Here is a 24,712-nt window from a genome sequence, read left to right on the forward strand (position 1 = left end):
TTTACTCTGCTTTTTTCATTTTATTATTAATAGGTTTTATTTGATTGAGCCAATCAAGAGAATTCCCGCTGCAATTAACGCAGCGCCCAAACTGATTATCTGCAATTCTTTTCTTGTTTTTCGAACTTTTAGAATAATCAAGCCAGCGTAGATCGAAATTAAAACAGCTAGTTGCGAAAAAGTAAAACTTTTGGCTACTCCAATGATTGGAATGGTAAGAAACAAACTGATATTTGCCGCACTCCAAGCTATTCCTGTACCAAAGTTTTTTCTTACTTGCTGGTAATTTGTCTCCTCACGTTTTGAAAATGATAATGCAATCGATGAGAACCACATACCCAGAGATTGCGGAAATAGAACTTCTGCTCCGCTAGCCTGAAAAGCCTGCGGTAAAGTCACATAGATCGTTAAAGCGAAAGAGGATAGTAATAAACAAACGATAGCTTTGCCTTTTTTTGCTGTGTGCTGCTGATTTTCTCTCTTTTTTTCTAAATAAGAAGTTAAGATAATCCCTAAAATGATTAATAGTATCCCGCTCATTCCGACCCCGACCATTTTCATATTTGACCATTCTTTAAAAAATACGGCCGCAATAAAAGTCGTTCCGATTAATTGAGTCCCATTGGAAATCGGCATAGCTTCGGAGACTGGCAGTAATTGTAATGAAGAGAATTGCAGATATTGCCCTATCGACCAAAAACACCCAGAGAAAAATGCTGCTGCAAAGTGAAGCCAACCGTAAGATGGCTGTACGAACAGAGTAAAGAGTATGCCCATTACTAAAGCCATCGACGTTGTTCCTAAAAGCTGATTGATTGGTCGGGCATTAGTGAGTTTTGCGATGATTGGCATAAACCCCCAACCCAAAGCGGGTAACAGATACAAAATTGCCATGATATCTCCTAAATTATAAAGTTTCTGCTCAAGAAAAGACTGAGCATTTACCCAGTCTTTGTATTTGAGCTAAAATTTGAATAGTTCATCCTGTAAGGTTACGTTTTGATTTTCCTTCATTAGCTCCCCTTTGGTCATTTCAGGGAAAACCACGATGATTGTCGCGTCCTTTTCTGCTTTTTCCAATTGCGACAAATCTATAGAAGCCAGCAATGTTCCTGTTTTTACCTTCTGCCCTTGTACGACTTTGATTGAAAATGGCCGTCCTTTAAGCTCCACTGTATCTAAGCCCATATGGATCAGTAATTTTTCTCCAGTTTTACTTTCAATTGTTATCGCATGCAGTGTTGGGAAAATGCTCTCAACCACTCCTTCAATCGGCGCATAGACATTGCCGTCATGCTGACTTATCGCGTAGCCCTCACCCATCATCTTTGAGGAGAAAACCTCGTCTTTTACTGCTTCCAAAGGCAGAACGTGTCCATTCGCAACAGATTTCAGAACTTTCTTTGTTTTAAAAAAGAGCATCTTCTCATCACCTCTAGACTAATTCTGGCCAGTATTCTTTGTTGGCCTCGATCATTTCATCTAAAACTTTTTTAGCCACTCTAGCATTTGGAATGGTTTGATTTAACGTAAATGCTTGCAGCGCTTTTTGATATGAGCCTTCAAAATAAGCATCAACCAATAATTTTTCGGCTGCTACTTGAGCTTCCATCAATCCTTTGTGGAAGTCGCAAATAGGTTCTCTTAATGAAATTGGTTCAACCCCGGTCGCACCAACGTAGGCAGGCACTTCCACCACAGCATCTGGACGCAAGTTTGGAATGGCTCCTTGATTAGGGACAATCAGCATAAAGCGTCGACGTTCATCATTTAACAGCGAAGTCGCCATATCGACAATGTATTGTCCATGTTCACCGAAGTTGAAGTTCAGAACATCCTCTGTCGCTCCGTTCCGAATTTTTTCAGCCATTTCTTTAGTATTCTTTTCTCTGCCCTCCATAACCATATTGGCGCGAGTATAGTTTTTATCAGATTTCTCGACAACCATATCTGGATAAAGGTAATATTCCAAATAATTGTTTGGAATGTTTTGTGGGAAGTTCTTCGTGATTACCGACATCATACTGAATGCTTCTTGCCAAGTTTTGTCTCCCGCGTTGAAATCAGCCACCTGCATCTCTTGTGTAGTCAGCTTTTCAATAATTTCAGGCATGACATCTCTTTTTAATTCTTTGTCGTAGATAGATGTGTACCAGCCAAAATGGTTCAATCCATAATACGTTGGAATCCAATTTTTCCGATTATAACCATAATTAACCGCAATCGTTTCTTCTATCGAAATGGTCATGTCGCATGCATTGATCATTTTTGCTTTTGGATATTGTCGGCGTACAGCTTCTGAAACGATGGATTCAGGATTTGTATAATTCAAAATCCATGCCTCCGGTGCATATTTTTGTACATAGCCTACAATTTCCAAGAGGCCACCCATTGACCGCATTCCGTAAGCAAATCCTCCCAAGCCGCAGGTTTCTTGACCTACTAAACCATGACTCAACGGAATTTTTTCATCTTTTTCACGCATCTTCATACCGCCAACGCGAATTTGCGAGAAAATGAAGTCACAACCTGTAAAAGCTGTCTCTGGATCTTCAGTTGAAGATATAATTACGTCTTTAAAGCCTTCTTTTTTCAGCATGTATTGAATGATCAAATACATATCAGCATTTCTTTTGGCGTCAATATCATACAAGCGAATTTCTGAAAGCGGTAAGCGATCCGCATTGTTTAAAACTGCTTGAATAATTCCTGGCGTATAAGTACTTCCTCCGCCAGCAATCGTGATAATTTGTTTTTTAGTCATTGTCTACTTCCTTTCTATTGCTCCAATAATTTATTAAATTCTGCCATTACATAAGTGACTTCTAATCCAATAATGACTTGGTAATTTTTTTCTGTCGGTTTAATTACACCGCTAACCCCTAATTGTTTAATGCGCTGTTCATCAACAATCGATGGATTCTCAACTTCGACTCTTAAACGCGTATTACAACTGAAGGCATCAGAAACATTTTCCGCTCCTCCGAAAGCCTGCAGCATTTTTTTCGCCATGTATTCATAATTTTTACTAGCTAAATCTAATTCTTTTTCTTCTTCGACTGCTTCTGTTCCATATTCTGTTGCCGCTTCTCTTCCTAATGTTGAAATATTACGTTTCTTAATTAAATAGTAGAAAGTGAAATAATACAGTGCGAAGAAGACGAGTCCGATTGGAATGATCAGAATAGCATTGGTCGCTATCCTAAAATTAATCAGGTAATCAACGATACACGCACCGAAAGTAAAGCCGATTCGAATGTTTAACAAGTAACAGACGATCCCCGCTAATCCGGCAAAAGCTGCGTGAACAACGTACAGCATTGGCGAAATAAACATGAAACTAAATTCCACAGGCTCTGTAATGTTTGAGATAAACGATGTCGCCGCACCACTACCCATGATTCCTTTGACCATCTCTTTGTTTTCTTTGAATGCCGCACGATAGATCGCTAAACAGATAGCCGGTACACCAAACATCATGACTACGAAAAATCCTGATAAGAAAAGTCCAGCTTGCGGATCGCCGTTGATGAAACGAGTCATTTCACCTCGGAATACTTCTCCGCTGGGTGAAGTGTAACTACCTAGGTCGTAGTAAACATAAGTATTCAACACATGATGAAGTCCAAAAGGAATCAGCAAACGATTCAAGAACATGAAAATTCCGACACCAAAAGCCCCCATATTCACTAACAATCTGGCAAAGCTATCAATTCCAGCTTGAGCGAACGGCCATAAGATACCAAAAACGACCGAGGTAATAGTTTGCAAGATCATGACCATCGTCAAGGGGAACTTCTCACCAGCAAAGTAAGAAAACACCATCGGCAGTTTCTGTTCTTTGAAACGGTTGTAGGTCCAAGCTGCGATCAGCCCTGATATGATCCCGCCGAATATTCCCATATTGACAGCCGGATTCATGATCTCTAAGCCTTTTTTCAAAGTGGCAATCGCTAGGAATCCTGTAAGTGCCGGAATTCCCTTGTCCTTCGTCTTCGCAAATCCAATCGTTACACCAATCGCAAATAGAATATCCAAATTCCCAAATACAGCATTTCCGGCTGCTCCAATCACTGGGATATTCAACATATCGTCAGCTGAAAGGCGCATGATCAAGCCGGCCAATGGCATTGCAGCCACAGGCAGCAGCATCGCTCTACCTAATTTTTGTATGTTTGCTTTAAAAGTTGACATTTTTTTCTCCTCCTTAGGCTATATATCTTTGTATGTTGCTAACTCAATCAAACAATCCCTCTTAACCTGTTGTGCGAACTCTGAATGAATCAAAAATTCTACTTGATTGATTCTTGGATACACAAAACTCGATCCATTCAACAATTCTTGATCAAGATAAGCAGTGTGGCACATGATCTCGATCGATTTCTTTTCACGTAAAACTGACAATAAATCCTCCAAATATTCTTCAATAGAACAATCAATTTGCCGCTTCTCGAGAATCGTTTCTCCAACATCATCAAAATATGGTTCAAAATAATCTACGTGTCGAACTTCGTTTTTTTTCTCAAAATTTCCTCGAACCGGCAAATCATATTTTTTCGCCAACGCGATGACTACTTCTTGATTCATTCCAAAAGTATGTGTGTGATGATGGCTGTCTAAGTGAGTTGGAATTATTCCCGCTCGATAAACCTTTTGAATCTGTGCATTCCATTCTTGATAAAGTTGATCGCTGTCTACTTCAAAAGGTTGCGTATAAAAAGATAAGTGCTTAAAACTGTCACCAGCCATTAAACTATCCACATTTTTTAACAGCGGCTTGCCGCATGTCAGCGTCAAATGAACACCCACACCTAAATCAGGCAGCTCCCTTTTCAGCTTTACCGCATGGTCAAATCCTGGCATGTTCGCCATTAAAGTGGTTGAAGTTAAGATTCCACGTTGATAGGCATCCGCAATGCCATAATTCACACCATAGCTGTAGCCAAAGTCATCTGAATTGAATATTGCTTTCCCCATTTTTTCCTTCCTTTCTTTTTTATACTAAAAATAGACGCAACCTAATGAGCACAGAATTTTTCTCTGTGGTTCAAAAGGTTGCGCCTACCTAATAGTTACGCCCTATTATTGAATTCTTGCTAAATGGATCGCCAGATAAATGACCTCATTTTCTTGAACGTCCAATTGGAATTTCTCTTCAATCATTTTCTTGATCGCTAGTGCTGTTTGGTACGGCTGACTTTTTCTAAACGTATTGGTGAAAAAGCCAATATTTTCCGTTGGCAATTCTTCCTTATAAATTAAGCGTTTTACTAAAAACTTAATATGGATCATCATACGATGATAAGTCAAGGAATCCTTATCGAATTGGTAGCCATGAGTCTTCTCTAAATCCTGTAAAATCATCTTCGTCAGTTCTAAAATCTTCAAACTATTTAAACTATTGCGTTCGCCCAACTCTGCATTGATAATATGCATTGTGATAAATCCAACCTCATTCGCACCTAATTCCGTGTTATAACGCTGATTGATTAGAGCAACTACTTCATTCGCAGTCTCATATTCATCAGGATACAACAGCTTCATTTCCGGCAACATGATGGCTGACACTTGACTATCTTCTTTTTGCCGCTGGATCGCAAAATAGATATGGTCTGTCAATGCAATATAGATATTCGAGTCTAAAGGAGACTTGATCCTCTTTGAAATAAACTGAATAATCTCTTCCGAAAAATCTATAAACTCAATCGGAATTTGTGCTGCCATTTCACTAAACATTTTTGTTTTTTCTTTAGAATCTAAAGTAAAAAATTTATCTGCAAGAGTTGGATCAAATGTTTGATTGACGACGGCAGAAAAACCAATTCCTTTGCCCATCGCAATTTTTTCGATTCCCTCATCATCAATTAGCACCACATTATGGTTGATCTTTTTAACAACCTTCATCGTTGCACCGATCCTCTCTGTAGAATACTTTGAACCGTTGTTCTAAATCCTTTAAAACAACAAAAAACGACCTAAGGAAAGTGTCTTTCCTAGGTCGTGCCTAATTTAATAGTAACACCCTTTTTATTTACACGCTTAATATAGCAAATAAAAAAAGCGCTGTCAACGATTTTTCAAAGTCTATATTTTTTAATACTGGTTTTTACTAATAACAATATTTAAACTAAATAATTCTACTTTTTTCTAAAATAAATTCAGCTAAACTCCGGCATAGTTATCTTTTTATAACAGATAACCGAATAGATTCTAAAATTCAATATTATCCAAGACGCTTTTTTTAGTTAACATCGCAATTTATTATTTATTTCGTTTTAAAACAGCAAAGCCCATAGTCAACCATTGACCATGAGCTTTGCAAAAGTTTGATATAGAATTATCTAAACCAAAATTTATCAATCATCTGTTTCGCTTTCTAAGATATCCCCTGATTGAGCATCAACTTTCACTTCAGTTTCTTTTTGCCCATCCATTACTTTGACTTCCCAATAAGTGGTGCCTAAGTCTTTGTCTAAGCTCCAGTCGGTGGCTTTTCCAGCGCCGACATGTTTAGTCGCAATATCGGAAACTTTTTCAATACTTAAGAGATTTTCTAAATCCAGCTTGTCTTCTTTTCTTTTCACGCCTTCTTTATCTTCCATATCTAATTCTTCTTCACGTTCCTTAGAGACTTCCTTGGTGTCGGCGTTTACTCGTACTTCATATTCTTTGTTGTCATCGACTCCTTCGATTTTGTACAAATAGCTGCCAAAGGATGTTTCTAAATCAATCGATGTGATATCACTATCAGGGTAAGCCTCCTGATAAGCCTTGATCGCATCTTCTACGCTGACTTTAAAATTGGTGTTTGTTTCGTTACTTGCTTGGCTTTTGCTCGTTTGTGATGTCTTTTCTGAAGTAGAGCTTGAACTATTTGAACTATTTAAATCATCTGAATCTGAGTTGCAGCCGGCCAGACCGCCTAATAGTGCAACTGATAAACCTAAAATAATTATTTTCTTCAAAATATCCACTCCTTATCTCTTTTCTATCATTTTATAATCTTTACAAACCGATTTGAATCCGTCTTGCGCCCTAATAGCTTAATTAATCATCTCATTTATTTTATAATCTGTAAAATTTATAAATTATTTCAGCTTACAAAGCATGATATACTCCTCATCATTTTCATCAACGATCTCAAAACCGACCTGTTTGTACATTTTCAAGGCGTAATTATCTTTTTGAACAGCCAAGGAAGTTTGAGCGTATCCTTTTTCCCTCAAATGCTGCAGCATCGCCAGCATCAAAGCTGTACCAATCCCTTGTCCGCGATATTCCGGATAAAGTGAGATCGCGAACTCCGGTGTTTGATCGTCAATCGAACCAAATCCTTGGATGTTTCTGACCCAGACAGCCCCGACAATTTTTTCCTTTGTCTCAGCGCACAAACAAAAATCTTCTTGATAATTGCCAAAATCCTGAACATAGACATTCACAGCCGGATCATCAAGGACCGATCGCGGGATCGGATTTTTCTTATCCCGCTGAAAAATAGCTTGGTATAAAAATTCCTTTAACAGCGGATATTCTGCTTTTTTCAATTTTCGAATACGATATTCCATTTTCATCTCCTATATTCAACTTAGCGAATCAACATACGGATCAAGGCTAAAACCACTAAATGTACTGGATAAAAGCCATAAAATCCCCACTTCACCCATTTGGGCGAGTAGCCTCTTTCGCCATTGTAGCCATTTAATAGAGGAATCACCAGCAACGTTCCCAAACCAGTAAATACTTCGTATAGCGGAACCAAATCAGGCGCGGTGCTGTGCATCAAAGCTAATAACAAGGTTAAAAAAGCGGTCGTATAAGCAATCGGCCACCAGATCCCCGCCTGTTTATTTTTTCCTTTATAAAAACCAAAGATCAGCAGTAATCCAATCAAGGACCAATCGGAGAAAATTGTACTGACTGAAAAGAAAATGACCAGCAGAGTTCTTAATAATGGAGTTTTCACTTTCTCATAAGACATCATCAGCAGCAACCCCATCAGCAAGGTAAAAAAGATATTATTGACCAGCTCGATCGGACTAAAGGAATGACTACTACTAAAAAGCATGTGAAACGGGTAAATGGAGACTATCCAGAATACTGCCATTCTGCCAGCATATTTTTTTCGATTACGGGTATAATAAAAGCCCTCAACCAATAGATAAGCCATGATTGGAAAAGTCAATTTACCAATAAATTCAGTTAAGAAATATAAGATGCTGGATTGTTCATAAAGATTAAAACCGCTGCCGATATGATTTAACAACATCGCGACAATTGCGATTACTTTTAATCGAAAACCATCAATTGATTTGTTCATGCTGCACGTCCCTTCAAACTTGATAAATTCAGTATGACATAGATGAATCGCTAAATCCTGTTTTTTTATTGCCATGATGAAAAAGACTTTGATTATTATACTCTTTATTATTTTCAGCTAAGAATTTTTCCTATATACTAAAAGTATCAATCGATTGAAAGAAGGTTTAACATGAGACATGCCTTATCTTCTACACAAAATCGTCAAATTGAATTAATCGAACATCTGCGAACGGCTAACAACTATGTATCCGTAAAAAAATTGGCTGAAGCAGTGAACGCGGTTCCAAAGACCATTTTAAACGATTGCCAAGAAATTGAAGATCAATGGAAGGATATCGTTCAAATCGAAAGAAATGCGACCGGTGATTTGCATTTGAGTGAAAAAGACAATCATACGGTTCATGAAATTTTTTCTGATATTCTTAAAGAGTCTCCCACCTTTCAGCTATTAGAAATTCTCTTTTTCCAGCCGGGAAAATTACGGACGGATTTAGAAAAGGAACTATTTCTAAGTTCCTCAAGCCTCTATCGACGGATCGTTAAATTAAATGAAGGCTTAGAAATGCGGGGATTGCAGGTAGATCGAAATAACCTGATGCTTGTTGGTGATGAACTTCAGGTTCGCCTGTTCATGGCTGGCTATTTCTTGGAGGTTTATGATGTCTACGAATGGCCCTTTAAACTTGATCAACAAGCCATTATCTCGATGATCACTCAGGCAAATGAGCAATTCGATTTAAAACTAAGCTTTCTGCAAAAAACCGAATGTGCCTTTTTACTGGCGGTTAGTCTGATTCGTCAGGAACAAGGCTTTCACAGCACTTCGAAACGAAAACTGCTGACGGCTGAAAAAATCGCGCGTTATGAGCCGCCGATCAATCAGCTGATGACAGAATTTGACTTGCCAATCACTGAAGCCAAACGAGATGATCTGATTCAAACGATCTTTTGGTACGACTTTGCCTGGGATAATGCCGAAGAGGAAGTAAGGATCGAGCGGCTTTGCAACACCACGCTTTCTTTGATCATCAATGCTTTAGGCATCACTATTTCTGAACCGAGTCGTGAGAATTGTATTGGTTTATTGAAGTCTGTCTACAATTCTTACAAGGCCTATCCTTACGAAAAATACATTGCCTACAATCGTGAGCTCTATAATAGTCTGACGATCCAAAAGGATTTTTCTGTTTTCAGTAAAGTGTTGGAGAAAACATTGAAGGATCAGGAAGCGAAGAGCCATTTCCCCTGGTATTCGATGTATTATCATATGATTTTATTCGAATTATTTATTTACTGGGATGGCCTGCCTGAACAATTGGATGGCTTGCGAAAACCTGTTTCTACGGAAGTTTGCAGTGATTTGGGAACAAAGCATGCGAAGTTTTTAGCTTATTATCTGGATAAGAATTATCATGACAAGCTTTTGTTAGATATCAAAGCTGACAAAAGCTATTCTGAAACAGCGCCAGAATCACTGATTTCCGATCTTTATATAACCAATTTTTCCACCCCTGCTATTCCTGAGGAACGTCTATTTGTTTTGGAGGATGTTCCATCAGCAAAAACCTTATCTGCTTTGGGTCGGAAAATTGAAGAATATCGAATGAACACCTTGATTAAGCAATTGGCCTATTTGAATTAAGCGAAAAAAGTTGATTGAACAGTCCCGTTCAATCAACTTTTTTGTGTTTCATGCGTTTCAGTGACCAACGCTTCCAATTGTTCTAATAAATGTCTCTCGGTGCTCGCCAGTGTCGATAGCTGCTCGCTCAAGGCTGGCAGCATTTCAGCATCACCAGTATTTCCTAAGGTCCATAGCTCCTCAGCAATAGCATCCCATTCATCAGCCAGTTTGATAAATCCGGTGCCGACAGCAGTCAGCCCTCGATCTGGAATCAACTGATCGGCTTCTAGCAGAAATTGACCGTACAGTTTTCGAAAGATCCCGCCGCCTGTTCCACCGTCCTTACTGATTTGAAAATAATTCGTAATACCTGCCGTTTGCAGCTTTTTTTGATCAAACTTTTTCCATTTTTCTATTTCTTGCGAAAACTTGACGATGCCGTTGATCCCCAACAATTTCGCTGGCGGTCGCAGCATGCTTTCACAAGTATCTTTTATCGCCGTAATTATCATATCCGTCTGAGGCTCTTCATAGCTCGAAAAATCAAATTCAAAATATTTATTGTTAGCGGGAAATGGTCGAAAGCTGCTGCTGCGTGCCTGTTCCATTTCCTGATAACTAACCAGATGGTAGTCACTGGCGATGTCCCCTTTAGGTGTCCGGATCGGATAATCAGAATTATCGCGATCACTCACATAGAAAACTTCCTGCTGATCATCGTAGCCGAACAGCACTACCGCATGCCCGCCAAAATGACTGTGTGGGTCCAGTCCTAAATAATTCATAAAGGGCATGTCAGTGTAGATCAGAATAGGCTGCTTTTGTTGAAGTAATTTCTTCGTTTTTGTAAAACAGACTTGATAGTTTTTAGGCTGGCGGCACTTACTATTGATTTTTAAGCGCTCCGCGAGTATTTGCTCAAATTCGATCGGCTTGCTTCTGCCTGATACCATCGGTGAAGCAGCTAAATTAATATAAGTAAAAGCCAGTCCTGAGCCAATCCCAAAAAGCATGGCCTCTGATAGTGGATGCTGATAATAATCAAAAAGCTGCTTCAGTGCATTAGTAATACAGTGCTTGCCGCCTGAAGGCTTGAAGTCTTCAATAATAAATTTCACTGGGGTCCTCCTTTTAATAGAAGCTTATTTGGCGACCATAAAGCCTGATTCGGTGACCCAATTGTCAGGATTAGGGTCTTCGCCCGGTGACACGTGACCAATATTGATCATCGGACCGACGATTTTGTACTCGTTGGCTTCCAGCCATTCTGCGATCGTCTGCGTTACTTGCGGCATTTGATCAAAGCTGCCGCTGAAGGTTACTGACGCCATGATGAAGGCCGGCGCTTTTTTAAATTTCGCGGTCTCCGTATCTGGGTATTCCCCTACCACACTTGTTTGAACCTCCACATCCGCATTTTTTTCAACATATTCTACATCATGGAAGAGAGTCATATTCAATGGCGGCTGCTTCATTTTGGCATTCGCTTCTGTAACTGCCTGCTGCAGCTTGAACCACAGCTCTCCTTCTGACATGTAATCCGCGATCACTTCACGAACACTAAGTACATTTCTTTCTGGAATCTCCTTAACTACGACATTGTATTGAGTCATATTTTTTCCCTCTTTTATGTTTTGTTTTAACAGGGAAACCATTCGCTGTTTTTTCAACAGCTCGTCTAGATCCTCCTGCAGTTTTTCCTCTTGGAGATTGTAATGCTTTTCTAAAAAGTCTAAATCATTGGTTTCAATGATCTCTTTGATTGTTTTTAACGGCAAACCCGTTTGCTGCAGCAGCTTGATCTGATTTAATTGCGACAATTGTTCTGCTGAGTAGTAACGATAATTGGTTTGATTATCGATTTTTTTCGGTGCTAAAAGCCCTAAAGCGGCATAGTGATCCAGTGTTCGAACGGTGGTATTGGATATTTTTGAGAATTCTCCGATTTTAAACATAGTTTTTCTCCTTTTTCGTTTCGCTAGCTTACCTATAGTATAGAGTCACACGTAACGTGGGAGTCAATCAGAAATTGTAAAAAACTAAAATCTCCATTCAGAATCAGAAATTTTCTGCTGATCTACTTTATATATAAAAAGGCAGTGATCGGTTTGATCACTGCCTCGTCATTTCTATTTCAACATCCGCTCCACCATTTTCGGCGATATAAAGGTTTTCTCTGAAAGCTGTTGAATGGATAGGCCGGTAGCGCGCAGCCGTTTCATCATGACTTTCATGTCTTCACCAATTTCAACGATGTGCTTGTCTGGGTCATACAGGCGTATGACTTTTTGTCCCCATGGCATTTCCAGGTCTTCGCCGACACGTTCGACCTCCAGTGCGGCAATTTTTTCAAGAAAACCGTCGAAGTCCTCTTCTTCAAAATACATTTCGGCATCGTTGCCATGGTAGCTGAAAAAATCACTGGTACAATCGGTAAATGTTGACCACGAGCTTTCGGTCTGTAAGGCTAAGCCGCCAGTCAATGTAGCATTCTCTCCAAAATCAGCGATCACCCGAACACCGATCACTTCGGTATAAAATCGTTTAGCACGTTCGATATCCTTTACGACTAGCATTGGACCTTTGAATTTCATTTTGTCTCCCCCTACTAACTATATTTCTAGTTAAGTTTAACATGCGGAGATTTAGATATGCTCGCTAAGCTTGCCGGATTATGCGAGCTTTTATTCGCTAACAGGTAAAACCCATTCTGCGTTTGACTTCGATCGTATTTTCTTTGCTGGTTAATTTTTCTAATAAGCGAAAAGCGACATCCAAGGCAGTTTCCGGTGAGGAGGAGGTAATGATGTTTTGATCCTCCACGATCCGTTCGTCTGATTTTACCTGAACACCCATTTCCCTCATTTTTTTTTGCCGCGGATTATTTTCAAAACGGTAGGTCGTTCCGGTGCGGCCATTTAGCACCCCGCTTTTTGCGATGGACAATCCGGCGACACAGATCGCTGCGATTGGTTTATTCTGCTGATCGAACTGGCGAATGACGTTTAAAAATTCTTCGTTGAAGGCATCCTCATAAAAATCGGCTTCCTCAAAACCGCCGGGAATCGCCAACGCATCAAACTCGTTGATGTCGATCTCTTTTAGCTGGCGCATCGGAATACAGGAATATCCCCATGTACACGCTAAAACTGGATGCAAGCCAACCGAAACTAGCTCGGTTGATCGGTCACCTTCATAAAGATTCCAGCCAAACACATCTGTGAACACACTCGCTTCATAGGATTCAAAGCCGTTGGCTAATAGCAATAATATTTTTTTCATTTGAGTTCCTCCCTTTCGTTTCATTTATGATAAAGTATAACTACTTCATCAGACAGTCAGTTTTTAAGCTGTTTTTGTTTGACTGCTTTATAATCTAAAGAATTTTTATTCTTTCACTTAAAAAAAGAAAGAAGGCATGGAAATGGATGAGACCGATAAAAAAATTTTAAATCTCTTGAAAGAAAATGCTCGTGCGTCCTACAGTGAGATTGCTCAAAAAGTAGCCCTTAGTTCTCCCGCCGTCAAAGAGCGGATCACGAAGCTGGAGGAATCAGGGATCATCGACAAATATACGATCAACATCAATTATCAGAAAATGGGAAAAAGCATCACCGCCTTCATTATGTTTGAAACGGTCAATTGCAAAGCCTTCCGCGAATTTTGTTCAAATCAGCCGATGGTGCTGAAGTATTATCGGATCGCCGGGTATTACAGTTATCTGGTCAAAGTCGTTGCCGAGAATATGGAATTGCTGGAAGCCTTTATTGATGAAACGATGCGCTTTGGCACACCTTCCACCCATATCGTCTTTTCATCAGCCGCAAATGATACGGTTTAAATGAAACAGCCGCTCAGAAAAAAACTGAGCGGCTGTTTTTGTTATGTGAACCATTAATCGACAGATTTCAATGCCTCCAACATATCAACATTTCGTAAGCGTCGATTTACCACGAACCCTAGGACCAATGTGACTAGAGAAATAATGGCCGCCGGTATAACAAAACTAGTGACGGATAAAGCTGGATTGAACATCACATCGTCGGGAGGAACCACGGTAATGATGTACCGGTGCAGCAGCTCGCCAACGCCGAAACCAGTCAAGATTCCCATTAAGGTCAGTAAAATGGTCTCGCGATAAATATACAGCGTGACTTCTTTATCATAAAAGCCAAGAACTTTAATCGTCGACAGCTCTCTGATTCGTTCGGAAACATTGATGTTCGTTAAATTGTAAAGAATTACTATTCCTAAGAGTGCTGCGATGATAATCAATACCGTCATGATTTTATCCAATGAATGGACGATCGTATCGACTTGGTTCGTCAGCGTCGTATTCTGAACCACACCCTTGACTCCGCTTAGGTTAGTAAATTTAGCCGCTTGTTTTTCTGTGTTGCTTACCGTACTGGTTTTTAACCGAACTAAGTAAGCATTATCTTTTGGCTGTTGGTCAAACGTCTTTTGATAGCCTTCTTGACTCATAAACGCGAAGTGGCCCATGTACATTTCGGTGATCCCGCTGACTTTCATCTCACGCTTTTGATCATTTTCGTCCTTTAAGACAATGGAATCGCCTTTTTCAACATTTAGCAATTTGCTTAATCGCTCTGAAATGACTACGCCATTATCCGGCAATGCAATTTTCTTACCGGTTTGACGATTTTCAAGCTGGATATAGTCGGAAAACTGCTCTTCATTACTTGGAACGATTAGTTTGATAGACTGTTTGTCTTGATTCGCTCCAGCTACTTTACTCATTTCCTCATAACAAACAGCTTCCTTTTTATCAATCGACGAGCTGTTCAATAAATCGTCAATTTCTTGCTGCTGATCATCGGTCACATAATTGTTTTCTGCCACGATCATATCATAGCGAATCAAGTCCCCAAATTGCCGGTCATTGATCCCACTGATCGAATGCTGCACACTGAAGCCTGCAAAAAGCAAAGCAACCGCACCGGCGACACCAAAAATAGTCATCAGCATTCGTTTTTTATAGCGGAAAATATTGCGCGCCGTTACTTTATGAGTGAAGCTCAGGCGTTTCCAGATAAAAGTGATTCTTTCCAATAAAATCTTTGAACCAGCCGTTGGCGCTTTCGGCAGTAATAATTGTGCCGGTTTCTCTCTTAATTCTTTTACGGCAACTAGCCACGCAGGTAAAACCGCACTGAACAGCGCTAATAATAAGGCGACCAGTGTCACCTGCCAATGGAAGTGCATTCCGATTTTAGGAACAGTAAAGCCGGAATGATAGGCGTTATAAACGATCAGCGGCAATAATGTGTGGCCTAAAATCACTCCTAGAACCGTTCCGGAAAGACTTGAAACCAAGCCATAAAACGTAAATTTTTTCATGACATCTCGATTGTCATATCCTAAGGCCTTTAATGTTCCCGTATTCGTCCGCTCTTCCTCGACGAAGCGTGACATTGTAGTGAACGTCACCAAGGCTGCAACAAAATAAAGAAAAATCGGGAAAACATTGGCTAACGCATCAACGATAGTAGAAAGCGAACTATAAATCTTATACCCTTCACCGCCGGGAATTTCGCGCCGACTGTTTAAGGAATATTCTGGCTCCTCTAAATGCTCAAGTGTCTCTTGGGCTTCAGTCAATCGCTGTTCATTTTGATTGATTTCGGCTTCTGCTTCTCCTTTTTTCTTTTGGAAGGCTTGATTTTTTTCCTCATATTCCTGTTCCTTCAGTGCCAGCTCGGCTTGAGCGCTGGACAATTGTTGGCTGGCCTCGGCTGGTAATGGAATATTCTGTTCATTTGCTTGCTGCATTTTTGCCTGAAGTGCATCTTTATTGCTGTCTAATTGCTGCTTGGCTTCATCCAGCTGCAGCTGAGCAGCAGTGATTTCCTGTTTCGCATTATCAATGCGTTGCTGCCCGTCAGTGATTCGCGTTTGATATTCTTCTTTAATAGAAGATAAGCGCTGGGCAGGCTGACCTTTTAAAAGCTCCGTCAGATCATCTTTATGTTCCTGTATTTTATCGGTATACGCTGTCGAATAGGGATCTAAGTTTTTAGTATCATCAAATGTCAAGCGCGCCAGCATATAATAATCCACATCAAAAACATTTTTAGAAACAACGGCATAGCCCTTTAATGCTCCAGTTCCAGCAGTCGACTGGCCTAAATTGACATTCGATAAGATCTCACCTGAATAAACAAAGCCGACGACCTTAAAGTTATGGCGTTTTAAGGTTGAACTGCTGGTCTGATCCTGCTTTTCGGTAAAATCGATCTGGTCACCGATTTTGTACTCGTTGGCATACATTTGACTAAGGGCTATTTCATTGCTTTTTTCAGGCAGCCGCCCTTTCGTGAGCTGATACTCCGAAACATTGTCAGACGCTGAGAATAGTCGCACACTATCGTCCGTGTCCTTAATCACAACATCCTTTAAATAGCCATACTCAACTTTTTCTAAACCCTTAGCCTGATCGATCAGCGCTTCATCACTTTTATCGATCCCCAGCCCGCCTATGACGGTAACATCAGCAACATTCAGCTTTGCAGAATAATCCTCGCCGGTCGCCCGCATATCCGGTCCCGTTACTTTTAACCCTACCAATGCAAATGAACCTAGCATCATCAGCCCCATAATGGATACGAAACGTCCTTTGGATTTAGCAATTGATTTAAAAATATCTTTCCATAATTTTTTCTTCATTTTTCCTTCACCTACCACTCAATATCAGCAATTTTTTGCGGGTTATGATTAACCTCGACTGCTTTGACCTTAGCATCACGCATCCGTATGACTCGATCGGCGATTGGAGCGATCGCGGCATTGTGGGTAACGATGATGACGGTGGCCCCTTGGATACGACTCATGTCTTGTAAGATTTGTAAAACTTGTTTTCCTGTTTGATAATCCAATGCACCAGTCGGTTCATCACAAAGTAGGATCTTAGGATTTTTGGCGACTGCCCGCGCGATGGCGACCCGCTGCTGTTCACCACCAGATAGCTGCGCCGGGAAATTATTTATTCGCTCTGCCAAGCCGACCTCCTGCAATACTGTCACTGGATCAGAGGCGTTTTTTACAATTTCCGAAGCCAGCTCGACATTTTCTTTTGAAGTCAAATTGGGAACTAAATTGTAAAATTGAAAGACAAAACCAACTTCTTCTCTGCGATACTTTGTCAATTGCTTCGAATTGTAATTTGAAATATCATTCCCATCGATAATTATTTTTCCAGAATCATTTGAATCCATTCCTCCTAAGATATTTAAGATGGTCGACTTCCCGGCACCCGAAGCGCCCAGAATAATGGATAACTCACCCTTTTCAATTTCAAAAGAGATATTTTCGTTCGCGACAATTTCACTATCTCCCATCTGATAACGTTTATAGCTGTTTACTACTTCAATGTAACTCATATTTGTACCTCCTTAAATTAACAACGTGTTGATTTATTTATAGTAAGAGTATAGAATCAAGGTGACAGGAAGACAATAATCAGTTTTTGAAAAGTGTTGATTTAAGGTTTTGGCAAGCGTTATAGCTGGGGATGAGCTTTCTTAAGAAATGCAGGCCTTTAACAAAAAAATAAGGAGGAAGATGGAATTGGCAAAAGAAAGAAGTACGCAAACAAAAGCAAAACTTAAAAATTCTTTCATCAAATTAGTGAAAGATAAAGGCTTAGACAATGTGACCGTCAGTGATTTGGCGCGCGATTCGAAGATTAATCGCGGAACTTTTTACCTTCATTATTTGGACAAGTATGATCTAATGGAAAAATTAGAGGAGCAGGCCATTAACGATCTAAAGCAGATTTTGCTATTTGATAAAAATACCGAGAATTTGAATGATCCGATCGAGCTGATTCCCTACGATGCGATCCTAAAGGCTTTGATCTATGTAAAAAATGATTTTGACTTTATCAAAACTTTGGCCAGCGACGGGGGCGATCCTAACTTCATCCTGATGATTAAAGAAATTCTCAGCCAGATGATCGATTCAAAAATCCAGCAATCCGAAAAGCTGACCTTCTCGCAAAAAATGCTGCCGGAAGACTACGCGAGAGAAATCTTATTATCGAGTATGGTCGCGATCTTGGTTTTATGGATCAAAAAGGATGCCGCTGAGACGCCAGAAGAAATAGCGGTGATGATCACCAAAGCCAAACAAATCTCCCCTTATGAACTATTGCTTTAAAGCAGCTAAAAAGCGTTCAGGAATTGACCTGAACGCTTTCTTTTACCCTATTTTAAACGGCGGATGCTTCAAGGCTTTTTCTGCCAAACCGATCAAGAGCTGCTGATTGTCATCGGCGGCCACGCGATTGTTTTTTAAGGTGCCGCAAGCGCGGCAGCGATGAATGATTGCCCATTCGCCATCGGCCTTTGCCCAAATACTGATCGGCTCCATTCGTCCTTTACACAGCGACGCGCGATCTCCTGGTCGATTGTCCACATGCAGACTAACCAAGCAATGAGGACAATGATTACGATGCTGGCTTCCTGCACTTTCAGGATTAGCCGGCATCCCGCATTCCTGACAAATAAAGCTTTCGCTGCAGGCAGTATGTTGATAATTGCTTTTTAGCTGGCGCGCAAACTTGCTGATATCCTTTAGCCAAACTTCTTTTTCTCGTAAATACGCGGTTTTGTCATTCGTATATTTCGCTTCCGCGTGAAGTTTAAGATAGCTTTCCCAACGCTCTGAGGACAGCTCGCCATTTCGCAGCGCTTCTTTGACTGCGCAATCAGGTTCGCTTTGATGACGACAGTCGTTAAATTTACATTTGCCAAAATAGCTTTCAACATCCGCAAAGCTTTCTTCTAAACCTTGACGGACATCCCACATCCCGACTTCCCGCATTCCCGGCGTGTCGATCAGCTTCGCGCCATTTGCCAACTGGAATAATTGACGATGACTCGTGGTATGGCGGCCGCGGCCATCTTTTTCCCGGATCGCACTAGTCGCCATGACCTCTTTGCCTAATAAGCGATTGATCAAGGTCGACTTGCCGACACCGGAAGAGCCAACTAAAACAGCGGTCTTTTCTGGCTGCAAGTATTGATTCAGCTCCGCTATTCCTGCACCGGTTTGTGCGCTGATGGCATGGACTTCTGTTCCTAATGCGATTTTCTGAGCCGCCACAAGCTGATCAGAATAGTCTTTCTCTGTATCTATCTTCGTCAATAAAACCAGCGGGATCGCGCCTGATTGCCAAGCAAGCGTCAAATAACGTTCCAAACGGCGCAAGTTAAAGTCATGTTCAATCGATTGCAGGATCATCACATAATCAAAATTAGCGGCGATCATCTGCTCTGTGCCTTTAAAGGAATCCAGCCGTGACAAGCTCGACATCCGCGGCAATGTACGATAGATGATACTTTGGTCTGTTCCCCGCCAGTCAACAGCGACGTAATCACCCGTTGTTGGATAATCGGACGGTTGATCCTGATAGTGGCTGCGTTTGATCCTTGCTAACCCTTTTTCAGTTTCTGTCGTAATTTCAAATAGGTCCTTATAAACAGCTGTGACCTGTGCGATCATTTCAGCTGGGTGGTTTTCGATAATTGGTGTATTCATAGATTTGTTTTTCTCCCATTGTCTTATTCTTTCTCCTTTGTCGTGAAGCCTCTATTTCCGATAGCATACATCATGTCCTTCTTTCGTTAATTTTTTTACTATGATATCTGCCGCGAAAATAAATTTTTCACCTAAAAAGTATCAAAAAGAATCCGGTCTTCCTCGCTCCAGCTTTTTCAAACTGCAAAAATTGAAACGACAAAAAAGACGATAGTCATACTATCGTCTTGAGAATACACTTTTCCCATTCATTCGACAGATATCACTTCCACAAGCACACCAAATAAAACGCACTTTATTCGGCTATTCAGCTTATTGATTAGATACCTGTGACACTCACAAAACATGCTCCATTCATTCATAGGTGGTTGATTTATTTTCAAGCTCAGTATAGCAAATCATAAGATGGCAAATCAACCTAAAATTCTTTTTGCTAATAATTCAGCTCATCTAACAGCCGCAAAATCTTCCGAGCAGTAGGATAAAGAACCGATCCGCCGCCGATCACTGTCAGCTTTACGACCTCCATCACCTCAGCCCGCGTGATCCCGGCTTTTTGACACTCCTCTAAATGATAAAGAATGCACTCATCACATTTCGAAATGATGGAAATAGTCAGCCCGATCATTTCCTTTTGCTGCTTATCAAGAACATCGGCTTGATAGGTTTGAGAATCTAGTTCGCCAAACTGCTTAAAAAAATCATCCTCTTGGGCCAAACGTTCATTGTAGACTTTTCTTTCACTGCTTTGTTCCAAACTTATTCGCCGCCTTTCGTTTTTTACTCTTTTAATTATACAGCTTTAGGCAAAAAAACAGCCGAAGTTTCGGCTGCTGAATGGGAATTAATCTGTTGTAAGCTCGATCAGGTTTCCTTCGGGATCTTGGATGACTGCTTCATAGTAGCCGTCGCCGGTGGTTCTTGGTCCGTTCAATAATGGGAATCCGTCTGCTAAGAATTTTTCAACAAAGGCATCGACATCCGCTTTTGTCCCGACTGAGATCGCCACATGCGTATAGCCTAAGCTTTCCGCCACACGATTTGAGAGATGCTGCTTAGAAGTCAGCTCCAAGCGGCTGCCAGATTCAAAGCTGACAAAATAAGATTTAAAGCCGGTCTTTTTATTATGATAAAGCTCTGTACTGGTAACATTAAAGTAGTGCTCGTAAAATTCCTTCATTTTTTCCAAGTCTTTTGTCCAAATGGCTACGTGTTCGATATGCATTTTTTAGGTTCCTTTCCTATTTCCAAATTTTAGTGAGTATTTATCTTTTGATAATTCTTGGTTCCTTGGCTGTGTGAATCGTTTTTTGATCCGATAAAATATAATCGATCACTGCTGCTCCGATTTCATCCGGCAAAAAATCGATCGTAGAAAAATTCAGCAGCTGGCTGTATGCCAGATTCCCTTCGCCGATGATTTGGTAATCCTTTTTATGGGTGAATCCTAGCTCCTGCAAGGCACTAATGATCCCTGCAGCCGTATCATCCGCATTGGCATAGATTATTTCAGGCAGCGGCAAATCGCTATAGGTTTCCTTCGCCCAATAATAGCCGCTGTCATAGCCCTCCACTCCCGTAAAGAAATTCTGCCCTTCAACCACTTCACCAAAATATTGCTGGTAACACTCTGCCTTGTCTCTGGCACTGGTGCTTTCAGAAAGCGGCCGCTTATTGGTGAAGCTTACTTTTGAATAGCCCTGCTGCGCCAAATCCTTAAACAGCTGCTCGTAAGCTTTTTTTCGATCAGGGTAGATCATGGGAATTTTAGGATCGGCGACCTTTTCCGTGGAAACGATCCGGCCTCTGGATTTGAGCTTGGTCCAATTTTCTAAATTACTCGCGCGGGATACTAAAACCAAGCCATCGATCATACGTTTTTCAAGTAATGAGTAATACTCGCTTTCCGTTTTTTCATCATAATAGGTAGGCAAAAGCAGCACCTGATAGCCCTTTTCCCTAGCATGAAACAATAAACTATTGACTAAACGATCATAGCAGGAATTATTGTAGGGCAAAGTCACACCCAGCGTATAATTCTTGCCGTTGCTTAATTTCACCGCATTCCCATTGACCACATAGCCGGTCTCTTCCATGACTGCCTGTACTTTTTCTCGAATGTCTTCAGACACATACTGATGATTATTGATCACTCGTGAGACAGTAGTTTTCGAAACGCCTGCCATTTTAGCGATATCACGAATATTTACCAAACGCCCACCTCCTAGCTCTAGCTTACACTAATTCCTCTAATACGAATATAAACTATGGGACGCGTCCCATGTCAATATTTTTTATTAAAAAAAGGAACAGCCGCTTCTTCGACTGCTCCTGCATTCTATTCTGATGGCTCTTCCTCGAAAATAACCGCCAAGTGCTCCTTCTTCTCGATGTCCTGCAACATCGATAAACGATACCCGTCATTTACCACGATCGTAAAATGCCGATCATGACGTTTTGACAGCAGCATCAATTTTGTTATCATGGGCAGCTTCAAGTTGCCGTTGATGATTAGCTTGCCCTTTCGCTGCAACAGCGTCCTCAGCTGATTCATTGAGGCCTCAACATTTTCATGCAATTCCTTGAAGGTTAGAAAATACAGGACCCTTTGCCGATCACTGCCCAGCAGAACCCGTTCTTCAATCAAGCGATTGTTGGCCTTTTCCTGCCGCTGATTTAGATAGCTGATCAATTTTTTGAAAATCATGCTGCTCCCCTCCATTAATCAAAGCACTTTCAAACTTTGAAATCCTTGCTAAAATATGCTATAAAGCAGTTATAAACTATCCCTTAAAGGGAAGGTCAAGGAGAAAACATGCAAACAAAAGAATTACTAACCATTGGGAAATTAGCTAAGCTGACCGGCATCCACGTTAAAGCCCTGAGATATTATGATCGTATCGGTATCCTTATTCCAACTTACATCAATCCCGAAAACGGCTATCGCTATTATTCTCGCGAACATATTTACTTAGTCGATATGATCAAGCTTTGCGCCGAGATCAGCATTCCTCTTAAAGATATCAAAGACTTTTTAGCGCTTGACGGCACCACGATCGATGTCGACAGCGTATTGGATACTGGAATCAAGCTGGTAAGAAATAAAGTCGCGGAGTTTGAAAAGAAGCTGAACTTTTTAGAGGAGATGAAGAAGGATGTTCAGCGCAACGAGACGCTGCGAAAAAGAAAAGCGGGCCTATACCTCACCATCGAACCAACCGATTATTGGCTGGAGCCCTTTACTGGAGAAATCGGAACTAACGACTATCATTTTGCTTTAAACCAAATGTTCAAGCGCGTAACTGGGTTAGGTTTAGAAGCCATCTATGAAGGCGGCATCGCCTTAAAAGTCAATAATCAGCAAACGGAATCCTTCATCTTTTTGACCCTTGAGGAGAATCCGCAAAATAAACAATACGACAATGTCATCCGTTTACCGCAAACTCGCTACTTAACAAAAATCACCGAGACAGCCGATATCCACGAGGTCTATCGCTCTTCATCGGGAGTTGCTGCCAGCAAAGAAGCGATTATCCTATTTGAATTAGAAATGTATGCCCAGCAAAGCGCAGAAATAGAACAGACATTCGAAGTGCGGATGCCTGTAAAAATACACGAGTCAGTTTCTTAAAATTGGAAGCTGTCTAATAGGGAATAAGCTGAGCTTTTCCCTATTTTTGTCTAAACCTCCGCAATAAATTGCGCAACGTACTATTCGATTGGTTCTCAAGCGGCTGTTCTTGCGCAGGATTATCCATCAGTGATTTCCCTGAATCATTATTCCTAGTCGCAAGGCCTGCCTTGGCAGAAACCGCGACGGCGGCTTTTTCAGGCGTGTTGACAGAAAGCCGCTGAGTCAAATTCTGATTCGGGCTGTTCTCTCCTACATCCAGATCTGATTGCGCGCCAATCGGAAGCTGACTCACCTCTCCTGTCTTTGGATCGGTGTATTCAAAATGAAACTCCTTCAGTACGGCATCTGCGGGAATGGTGGACTCTACCAACTTCACCAGCTCCTCCTCGCTCAAGCTGTACGGATCAAAATCAACAGGCAAGGTGGTCCGTTTCATTTGACGATTCTGCGTATTCATTGAATCGGCAGGCAATTTTTGGGCAGACTGCGGCTGTTCTTTCTTGGTTGCGTTTTTCTTGGTTACGTTTTTCTTCGATGCGCCTTTTTCACTTTTCGCTTTTTTGGCCTTTGCTTTTTTCTCTACAATGACCTCGATCTCGCTAAAGATCCGTTTCGATCCCACTAGTTGGACAAAACGGCGAACACCATTGTTTTCGAAGATACTTAACGTCGTGAGAATTGCCAAAATCGGCTCAAAGTCCGTTTTCTCCTTCAAAGGATCAGCATCCCGCAACGTCCATTTGTGATTCTTGCCATTCGCATCTTGGAAGACCGATTCGATCGCAACTTCTCGGTCGTCAAGAGGCACCTTCTTGGTATTAGGCTTCGTTAAATACTTCTGATTCTCCCGCGCAGTTTTCGTATTTTGGAAATAATTGGTTTTGCTCTTGAATAGTCGTTTGATGACAGTGTCCCATTCTCTTTTAGTAAAATAATCCTGAAAATAAGGAGACATCCTTCTTAATACCTCATTGGGTTCTGCGGAAAGATACAGCTCTCTGACTAGTTCGTTCATAAAAAGCGAAAAGTCGCTTGTCACTAATGCGTTTCTGACAAGGATCGCTACGATATATTCCAGAACCGATGCTAGATCGCGTGTCTCTGAATAGTATTGATTAATTTTTTTAGCTAGATTCTCTTTCTTCATTCCGAAAATTTGACGCTGATTCAACTTTTGACTTGTCATTTCGTTCCCTGCTTTCTGTCGATTTATATTAAACGTTTTCATTATTTTCTTACTTGCTTGTCCGTTTTGCTATATATATTAATCATACAACTAGAATGATTATAAATCCAAACTATAATTGTTATCATTTATTAAAAATATTGTTAAAAAATCGTTCTTATTAAAAATTAAAAGCCCAGACTTATCCACAGGTATTAAATAACTAACAATAAATATTCATCTTAATATTTTAATCATTTTCCCATCATACATTAACTTTCAGAGCAGCGTGTCGAATTTCAAATAACACCTATTCATCAAACAAGAATTTCACATTATCCGTCCCTCGCAAAAAACGCCAAGATTCCCTCAACCACGCCGTTTCACGAGAACAGTTCTCATTCTCATT

25 protein-coding genes are annotated in these 24,712 nt (G+C 40.7%); 4 read left to right on the forward strand and 21 right to left on the reverse strand.

Features of this window, described 5'->3' with window-relative positions; genetic code table 11:
• Nucleotides 1–36 precede the first annotated feature (36 nt).
• From FFR60_RS14020 to FFR60_RS14060, 9 genes are all read right to left on the reverse strand, one after another.
• The gene (locus tag FFR60_RS14020) at nucleotides 37–894 is read right to left on the reverse strand and encodes a GRP family sugar transporter (protein WP_137664628.1); all 858 of its coding nucleotides are present in this window, start codon (nucleotides 892–894) and stop codon (nucleotides 37–39) included.
• Nucleotides 895–963: 69 nt separating this feature from the next.
• Entirely contained in the window at nucleotides 964–1,422 is a 459-nt protein-coding gene (locus FFR60_RS14025; RefSeq protein WP_137664629.1) for a PTS sugar transporter subunit IIA, read from the reverse strand.
• A gap of 13 nt (nucleotides 1,423–1,435) precedes the next feature.
• Entirely contained in the window at nucleotides 1,436–2,764 is a 1,329-nt protein-coding gene (locus FFR60_RS14030) for a family 4 glycosyl hydrolase (protein ID WP_137664630.1), read from the reverse strand.
• Nucleotides 2,765–2,778: 14 nt separating this feature from the next.
• Nucleotides 2,779–4,194, reverse strand: a complete 1,416-nt coding sequence (locus tag FFR60_RS14035; protein ID WP_137664631.1) for a PTS transporter subunit EIIC — start codon at nucleotides 4,192–4,194, stop codon at nucleotides 2,779–2,781.
• Nucleotides 4,195–4,212: 18 nt separating this feature from the next.
• Entirely contained in the window at nucleotides 4,213–4,977 is a 765-nt protein-coding gene (locus tag FFR60_RS14040; protein ID WP_137664632.1) for a carbohydrate deacetylase, read from the reverse strand.
• Nucleotides 4,978–5,082: 105 nt separating this feature from the next.
• Nucleotides 5,083–5,904, reverse strand: a complete 822-nt coding sequence (locus FFR60_RS14045) for a PRD domain-containing protein (RefSeq protein WP_137664633.1) — start codon at nucleotides 5,902–5,904, stop codon at nucleotides 5,083–5,085.
• 452 nt (nucleotides 5,905–6,356) lie between these two features.
• Nucleotides 6,357–6,965 carry a PepSY domain-containing protein gene (locus tag FFR60_RS14050; RefSeq protein WP_137664634.1) on the reverse strand — a complete coding sequence of 203 codons (609 nt, stop codon included), beginning with the start codon at nucleotides 6,963–6,965 and terminating at the stop codon, nucleotides 6,357–6,359.
• A gap of 123 nt (nucleotides 6,966–7,088) precedes the next feature.
• A complete protein-coding gene (locus FFR60_RS14055) occupies nucleotides 7,089–7,565 on the reverse strand; it encodes a GNAT family N-acetyltransferase (protein ID WP_137664635.1) in 477 nt (158 codons plus the stop codon).
• 20 nt (nucleotides 7,566–7,585) lie between these two features.
• Nucleotides 7,586–8,317: a TraX family protein gene (locus tag FFR60_RS14060; RefSeq protein ID WP_137664636.1), complete on the reverse strand. Its 732-nt coding sequence runs from the start codon at nucleotides 8,315–8,317 to the stop codon at nucleotides 7,586–7,588.
• A gap of 171 nt (nucleotides 8,318–8,488) precedes the next feature.
• Between FFR60_RS14060 and FFR60_RS14065 the strand changes: the two genes are divergently transcribed.
• Nucleotides 8,489–9,961, forward strand: a complete 1,473-nt coding sequence (locus tag FFR60_RS14065) for an AcpB/EbpR/MafR family transcriptional regulator (protein WP_137664637.1) — start codon at nucleotides 8,489–8,491, stop codon at nucleotides 9,959–9,961.
• Nucleotides 9,962–9,993: 32 nt separating this feature from the next.
• On the opposite strand, the gene FFR60_RS14070 is transcribed toward FFR60_RS14065, so the two are convergent.
• The 4 genes from FFR60_RS14070 to FFR60_RS14085 form a co-directional block, all read right to left on the reverse strand.
• Nucleotides 9,994–11,061, reverse strand: coding sequence for a BtrH N-terminal domain-containing protein (locus FFR60_RS14070; RefSeq protein ID WP_137664638.1), 1,068 nt, complete (start codon nucleotides 11,059–11,061; stop codon nucleotides 9,994–9,996).
• A 24-nt stretch (nucleotides 11,062–11,085) separates the two neighbouring features.
• On the reverse strand, nucleotides 11,086–11,898 hold the full coding sequence (locus FFR60_RS14075; protein ID WP_137664639.1) for a MerR family transcriptional regulator: 813 nt from the start codon (nucleotides 11,896–11,898) through the stop codon (nucleotides 11,086–11,088).
• Between the two features lie 174 nt (nucleotides 11,899–12,072).
• Nucleotides 12,073–12,537 carry a VOC family protein gene (locus tag FFR60_RS14080; RefSeq protein ID WP_137664640.1) on the reverse strand — a complete coding sequence of 155 codons (465 nt, stop codon included), beginning with the start codon at nucleotides 12,535–12,537 and terminating at the stop codon, nucleotides 12,073–12,075.
• A gap of 97 nt (nucleotides 12,538–12,634) precedes the next feature.
• Nucleotides 12,635–13,225, reverse strand: coding sequence for a DJ-1/PfpI family protein (locus FFR60_RS14085; RefSeq protein ID WP_137664641.1), 591 nt, complete (start codon nucleotides 13,223–13,225; stop codon nucleotides 12,635–12,637).
• Between the two features lie 142 nt (nucleotides 13,226–13,367).
• Between FFR60_RS14085 and FFR60_RS14090 the strand changes: the two genes are divergently transcribed.
• On the forward strand, nucleotides 13,368–13,784 hold the full coding sequence (locus FFR60_RS14090; protein ID WP_088932843.1) for an Lrp/AsnC family transcriptional regulator: 417 nt from the start codon (nucleotides 13,368–13,370) through the stop codon (nucleotides 13,782–13,784).
• A gap of 53 nt (nucleotides 13,785–13,837) precedes the next feature.
• Here the strand turns inward: FFR60_RS14090 and FFR60_RS14095 are convergent, their stop codons facing one another.
• A complete protein-coding gene (locus FFR60_RS14095) occupies nucleotides 13,838–16,630 on the reverse strand; it encodes an ABC transporter permease (protein ID WP_137664642.1) in 2,793 nt (930 codons plus the stop codon).
• A gap of 11 nt (nucleotides 16,631–16,641) precedes the next feature.
• Nucleotides 16,642–17,343, reverse strand: coding sequence for an ABC transporter ATP-binding protein (locus tag FFR60_RS14100; RefSeq protein ID WP_088932845.1), 702 nt, complete (start codon nucleotides 17,341–17,343; stop codon nucleotides 16,642–16,644).
• Nucleotides 17,344–17,524: 181 nt separating this feature from the next.
• Between FFR60_RS14100 and FFR60_RS14105 the strand changes: the two genes are divergently transcribed.
• Nucleotides 17,525–18,121, forward strand: coding sequence for a TetR/AcrR family transcriptional regulator (locus FFR60_RS14105; protein WP_249355008.1), 597 nt, complete (start codon nucleotides 17,525–17,527; stop codon nucleotides 18,119–18,121).
• A gap of 42 nt (nucleotides 18,122–18,163) precedes the next feature.
• On the opposite strand, the gene rsgA is transcribed toward FFR60_RS14105, so the two are convergent.
• The 5 genes from rsgA to FFR60_RS14130 all read right to left on the reverse strand — a co-directional run bounded on the left by rsgA (nucleotide 18,164) and on the right by FFR60_RS14130 (nucleotide 22,211).
• A complete protein-coding gene (gene rsgA / locus FFR60_RS14110; protein ID WP_137664644.1) occupies nucleotides 18,164–19,504 on the reverse strand; it encodes a ribosome small subunit-dependent GTPase A in 1,341 nt (446 codons plus the stop codon).
• A 433-nt stretch (nucleotides 19,505–19,937) separates the two neighbouring features.
• Complete coding sequence (locus FFR60_RS14115; RefSeq protein ID WP_137664645.1) at nucleotides 19,938–20,261, reverse strand: carboxymuconolactone decarboxylase family protein; 324 nt, start codon at nucleotides 20,259–20,261, stop codon at nucleotides 19,938–19,940.
• 87 nt (nucleotides 20,262–20,348) lie between these two features.
• Nucleotides 20,349–20,729 (reverse strand): VOC family protein, encoded by a 381-nt coding sequence (locus tag FFR60_RS14120; RefSeq protein WP_137664646.1) that lies wholly within the window; start codon nucleotides 20,727–20,729, stop codon nucleotides 20,349–20,351.
• A 40-nt stretch (nucleotides 20,730–20,769) separates the two neighbouring features.
• Nucleotides 20,770–21,717 carry a LacI family DNA-binding transcriptional regulator gene (locus tag FFR60_RS14125; protein ID WP_137664647.1) on the reverse strand — a complete coding sequence of 316 codons (948 nt, stop codon included), beginning with the start codon at nucleotides 21,715–21,717 and terminating at the stop codon, nucleotides 20,770–20,772.
• Nucleotides 21,718–21,842: 125 nt separating this feature from the next.
• Entirely contained in the window at nucleotides 21,843–22,211 is a 369-nt protein-coding gene (locus FFR60_RS14130; RefSeq protein WP_171004943.1) for a DUF1694 domain-containing protein, read from the reverse strand.
• A gap of 108 nt (nucleotides 22,212–22,319) precedes the next feature.
• Between FFR60_RS14130 and FFR60_RS14135 the strand changes: the two genes are divergently transcribed.
• Nucleotides 22,320–23,135 carry a MerR family DNA-binding transcriptional regulator gene (locus FFR60_RS14135; RefSeq protein ID WP_137664649.1) on the forward strand — a complete coding sequence of 272 codons (816 nt, stop codon included), beginning with the start codon at nucleotides 22,320–22,322 and terminating at the stop codon, nucleotides 23,133–23,135.
• A 40-nt stretch (nucleotides 23,136–23,175) separates the two neighbouring features.
• Here FFR60_RS14135 and FFR60_RS14140 read toward each other — a convergent pair whose 3' ends face one another.
• A complete protein-coding gene (locus FFR60_RS14140; protein WP_137664650.1) occupies nucleotides 23,176–24,324 on the reverse strand; it encodes a hypothetical protein in 1,149 nt (382 codons plus the stop codon).
• Nucleotides 24,325–24,712 lie beyond the last annotated feature (388 nt).

It is taken from the genome of Enterococcus hulanensis (assembly GCF_005405485.1).
GTDB lineage: Bacteria > Bacillota > Bacilli > Lactobacillales > Enterococcaceae > Enterococcus_A > Enterococcus_A hulanensis.

Bases quoted from the DNA above. Each gene is read 5' to 3' on its own strand.
- FFR60_RS14090 (WP_088932843.1), top strand. From the start codon at position 13,368: ATGGATGAGACCGATAAAAAAATTTTAAATCTCTTGAAAGAAAATGCT.
- FFR60_RS14045 (WP_137664633.1), bottom strand. From the start codon at position 5,904: ATGAAGGTTGTTAAAAAGATCAACCATAATGTGGTGCTAATTGATGAT.
- FFR60_RS14055 (WP_137664635.1), bottom strand. From the start codon at position 7,565: ATGGAATATCGTATTCGAAAATTGAAAAAAGCAGAATATCCGCTGTTA.
- FFR60_RS14120 (WP_137664646.1), bottom strand. From the start codon at position 20,729: ATGCATATCGAACACGTAGCCATTTGGACAAAAGACTTGGAAAAAATG.
- FFR60_RS14135 (WP_137664649.1), top strand. From the start codon at position 22,320: ATGCAAACAAAAGAATTACTAACCATTGGGAAATTAGCTAAGCTGACC.
- FFR60_RS14095 (WP_137664642.1), bottom strand. From the start codon at position 16,630: ATGAAGAAAAAATTATGGAAAGATATTTTTAAATCAATTGCTAAATCC.
- FFR60_RS14020 (WP_137664628.1), bottom strand. From the start codon at position 894: ATGGCAATTTTGTATCTGTTACCCGCTTTGGGTTGGGGGTTTATGCCA.
- FFR60_RS14030 (WP_137664630.1), bottom strand. From the start codon at position 2,764: ATGACTAAAAAACAAATTATCACGATTGCTGGCGGAGGAAGTACTTAT.
- FFR60_RS14130 (WP_171004943.1), bottom strand. From the start codon at position 22,211: ATGATTTTCAAAAAATTGATCAGCTATCTAAATCAGCGGCAGGAAAAG.
- FFR60_RS14060 (WP_137664636.1), bottom strand. From the start codon at position 8,317: ATGAACAAATCAATTGATGGTTTTCGATTAAAAGTAATCGCAATTGTC.
- FFR60_RS14035 (WP_137664631.1), bottom strand. From the start codon at position 4,194: ATGTCAACTTTTAAAGCAAACATACAAAAATTAGGTAGAGCGATGCTG.
- FFR60_RS14040 (WP_137664632.1), bottom strand. From the start codon at position 4,977: ATGGGGAAAGCAATATTCAATTCAGATGACTTTGGCTACAGCTATGGT.
- FFR60_RS14140 (WP_137664650.1), bottom strand. From the start codon at position 24,324: ATGACAAGTCAAAAGTTGAATCAGCGTCAAATTTTCGGAATGAAGAAA.
- FFR60_RS14085 (WP_137664641.1), bottom strand. From the start codon at position 13,225: ATGAAAAAAATATTATTGCTATTAGCCAACGGCTTTGAATCCTATGAA.
- FFR60_RS14080 (WP_137664640.1), bottom strand. From the start codon at position 12,537: ATGAAATTCAAAGGTCCAATGCTAGTCGTAAAGGATATCGAACGTGCT.
- FFR60_RS14100 (WP_088932845.1), bottom strand. From the start codon at position 17,343: ATGAGTTACATTGAAGTAGTAAACAGCTATAAACGTTATCAGATGGGA.
- rsgA (WP_137664644.1), bottom strand. From the start codon at position 19,504: ATGAATACACCAATTATCGAAAACCACCCAGCTGAAATGATCGCACAG.
- FFR60_RS14105 (WP_249355008.1), top strand. From the start codon at position 17,525: ATGGAATTGGCAAAAGAAAGAAGTACGCAAACAAAAGCAAAACTTAAA.
- FFR60_RS14075 (WP_137664639.1), bottom strand. From the start codon at position 11,898: ATGTTTAAAATCGGAGAATTCTCAAAAATATCCAATACCACCGTTCGA.
- FFR60_RS14025 (WP_137664629.1), bottom strand. From the start codon at position 1,422: ATGCTCTTTTTTAAAACAAAGAAAGTTCTGAAATCTGTTGCGAATGGA.
- FFR60_RS14065 (WP_137664637.1), top strand. From the start codon at position 8,489: ATGAGACATGCCTTATCTTCTACACAAAATCGTCAAATTGAATTAATC.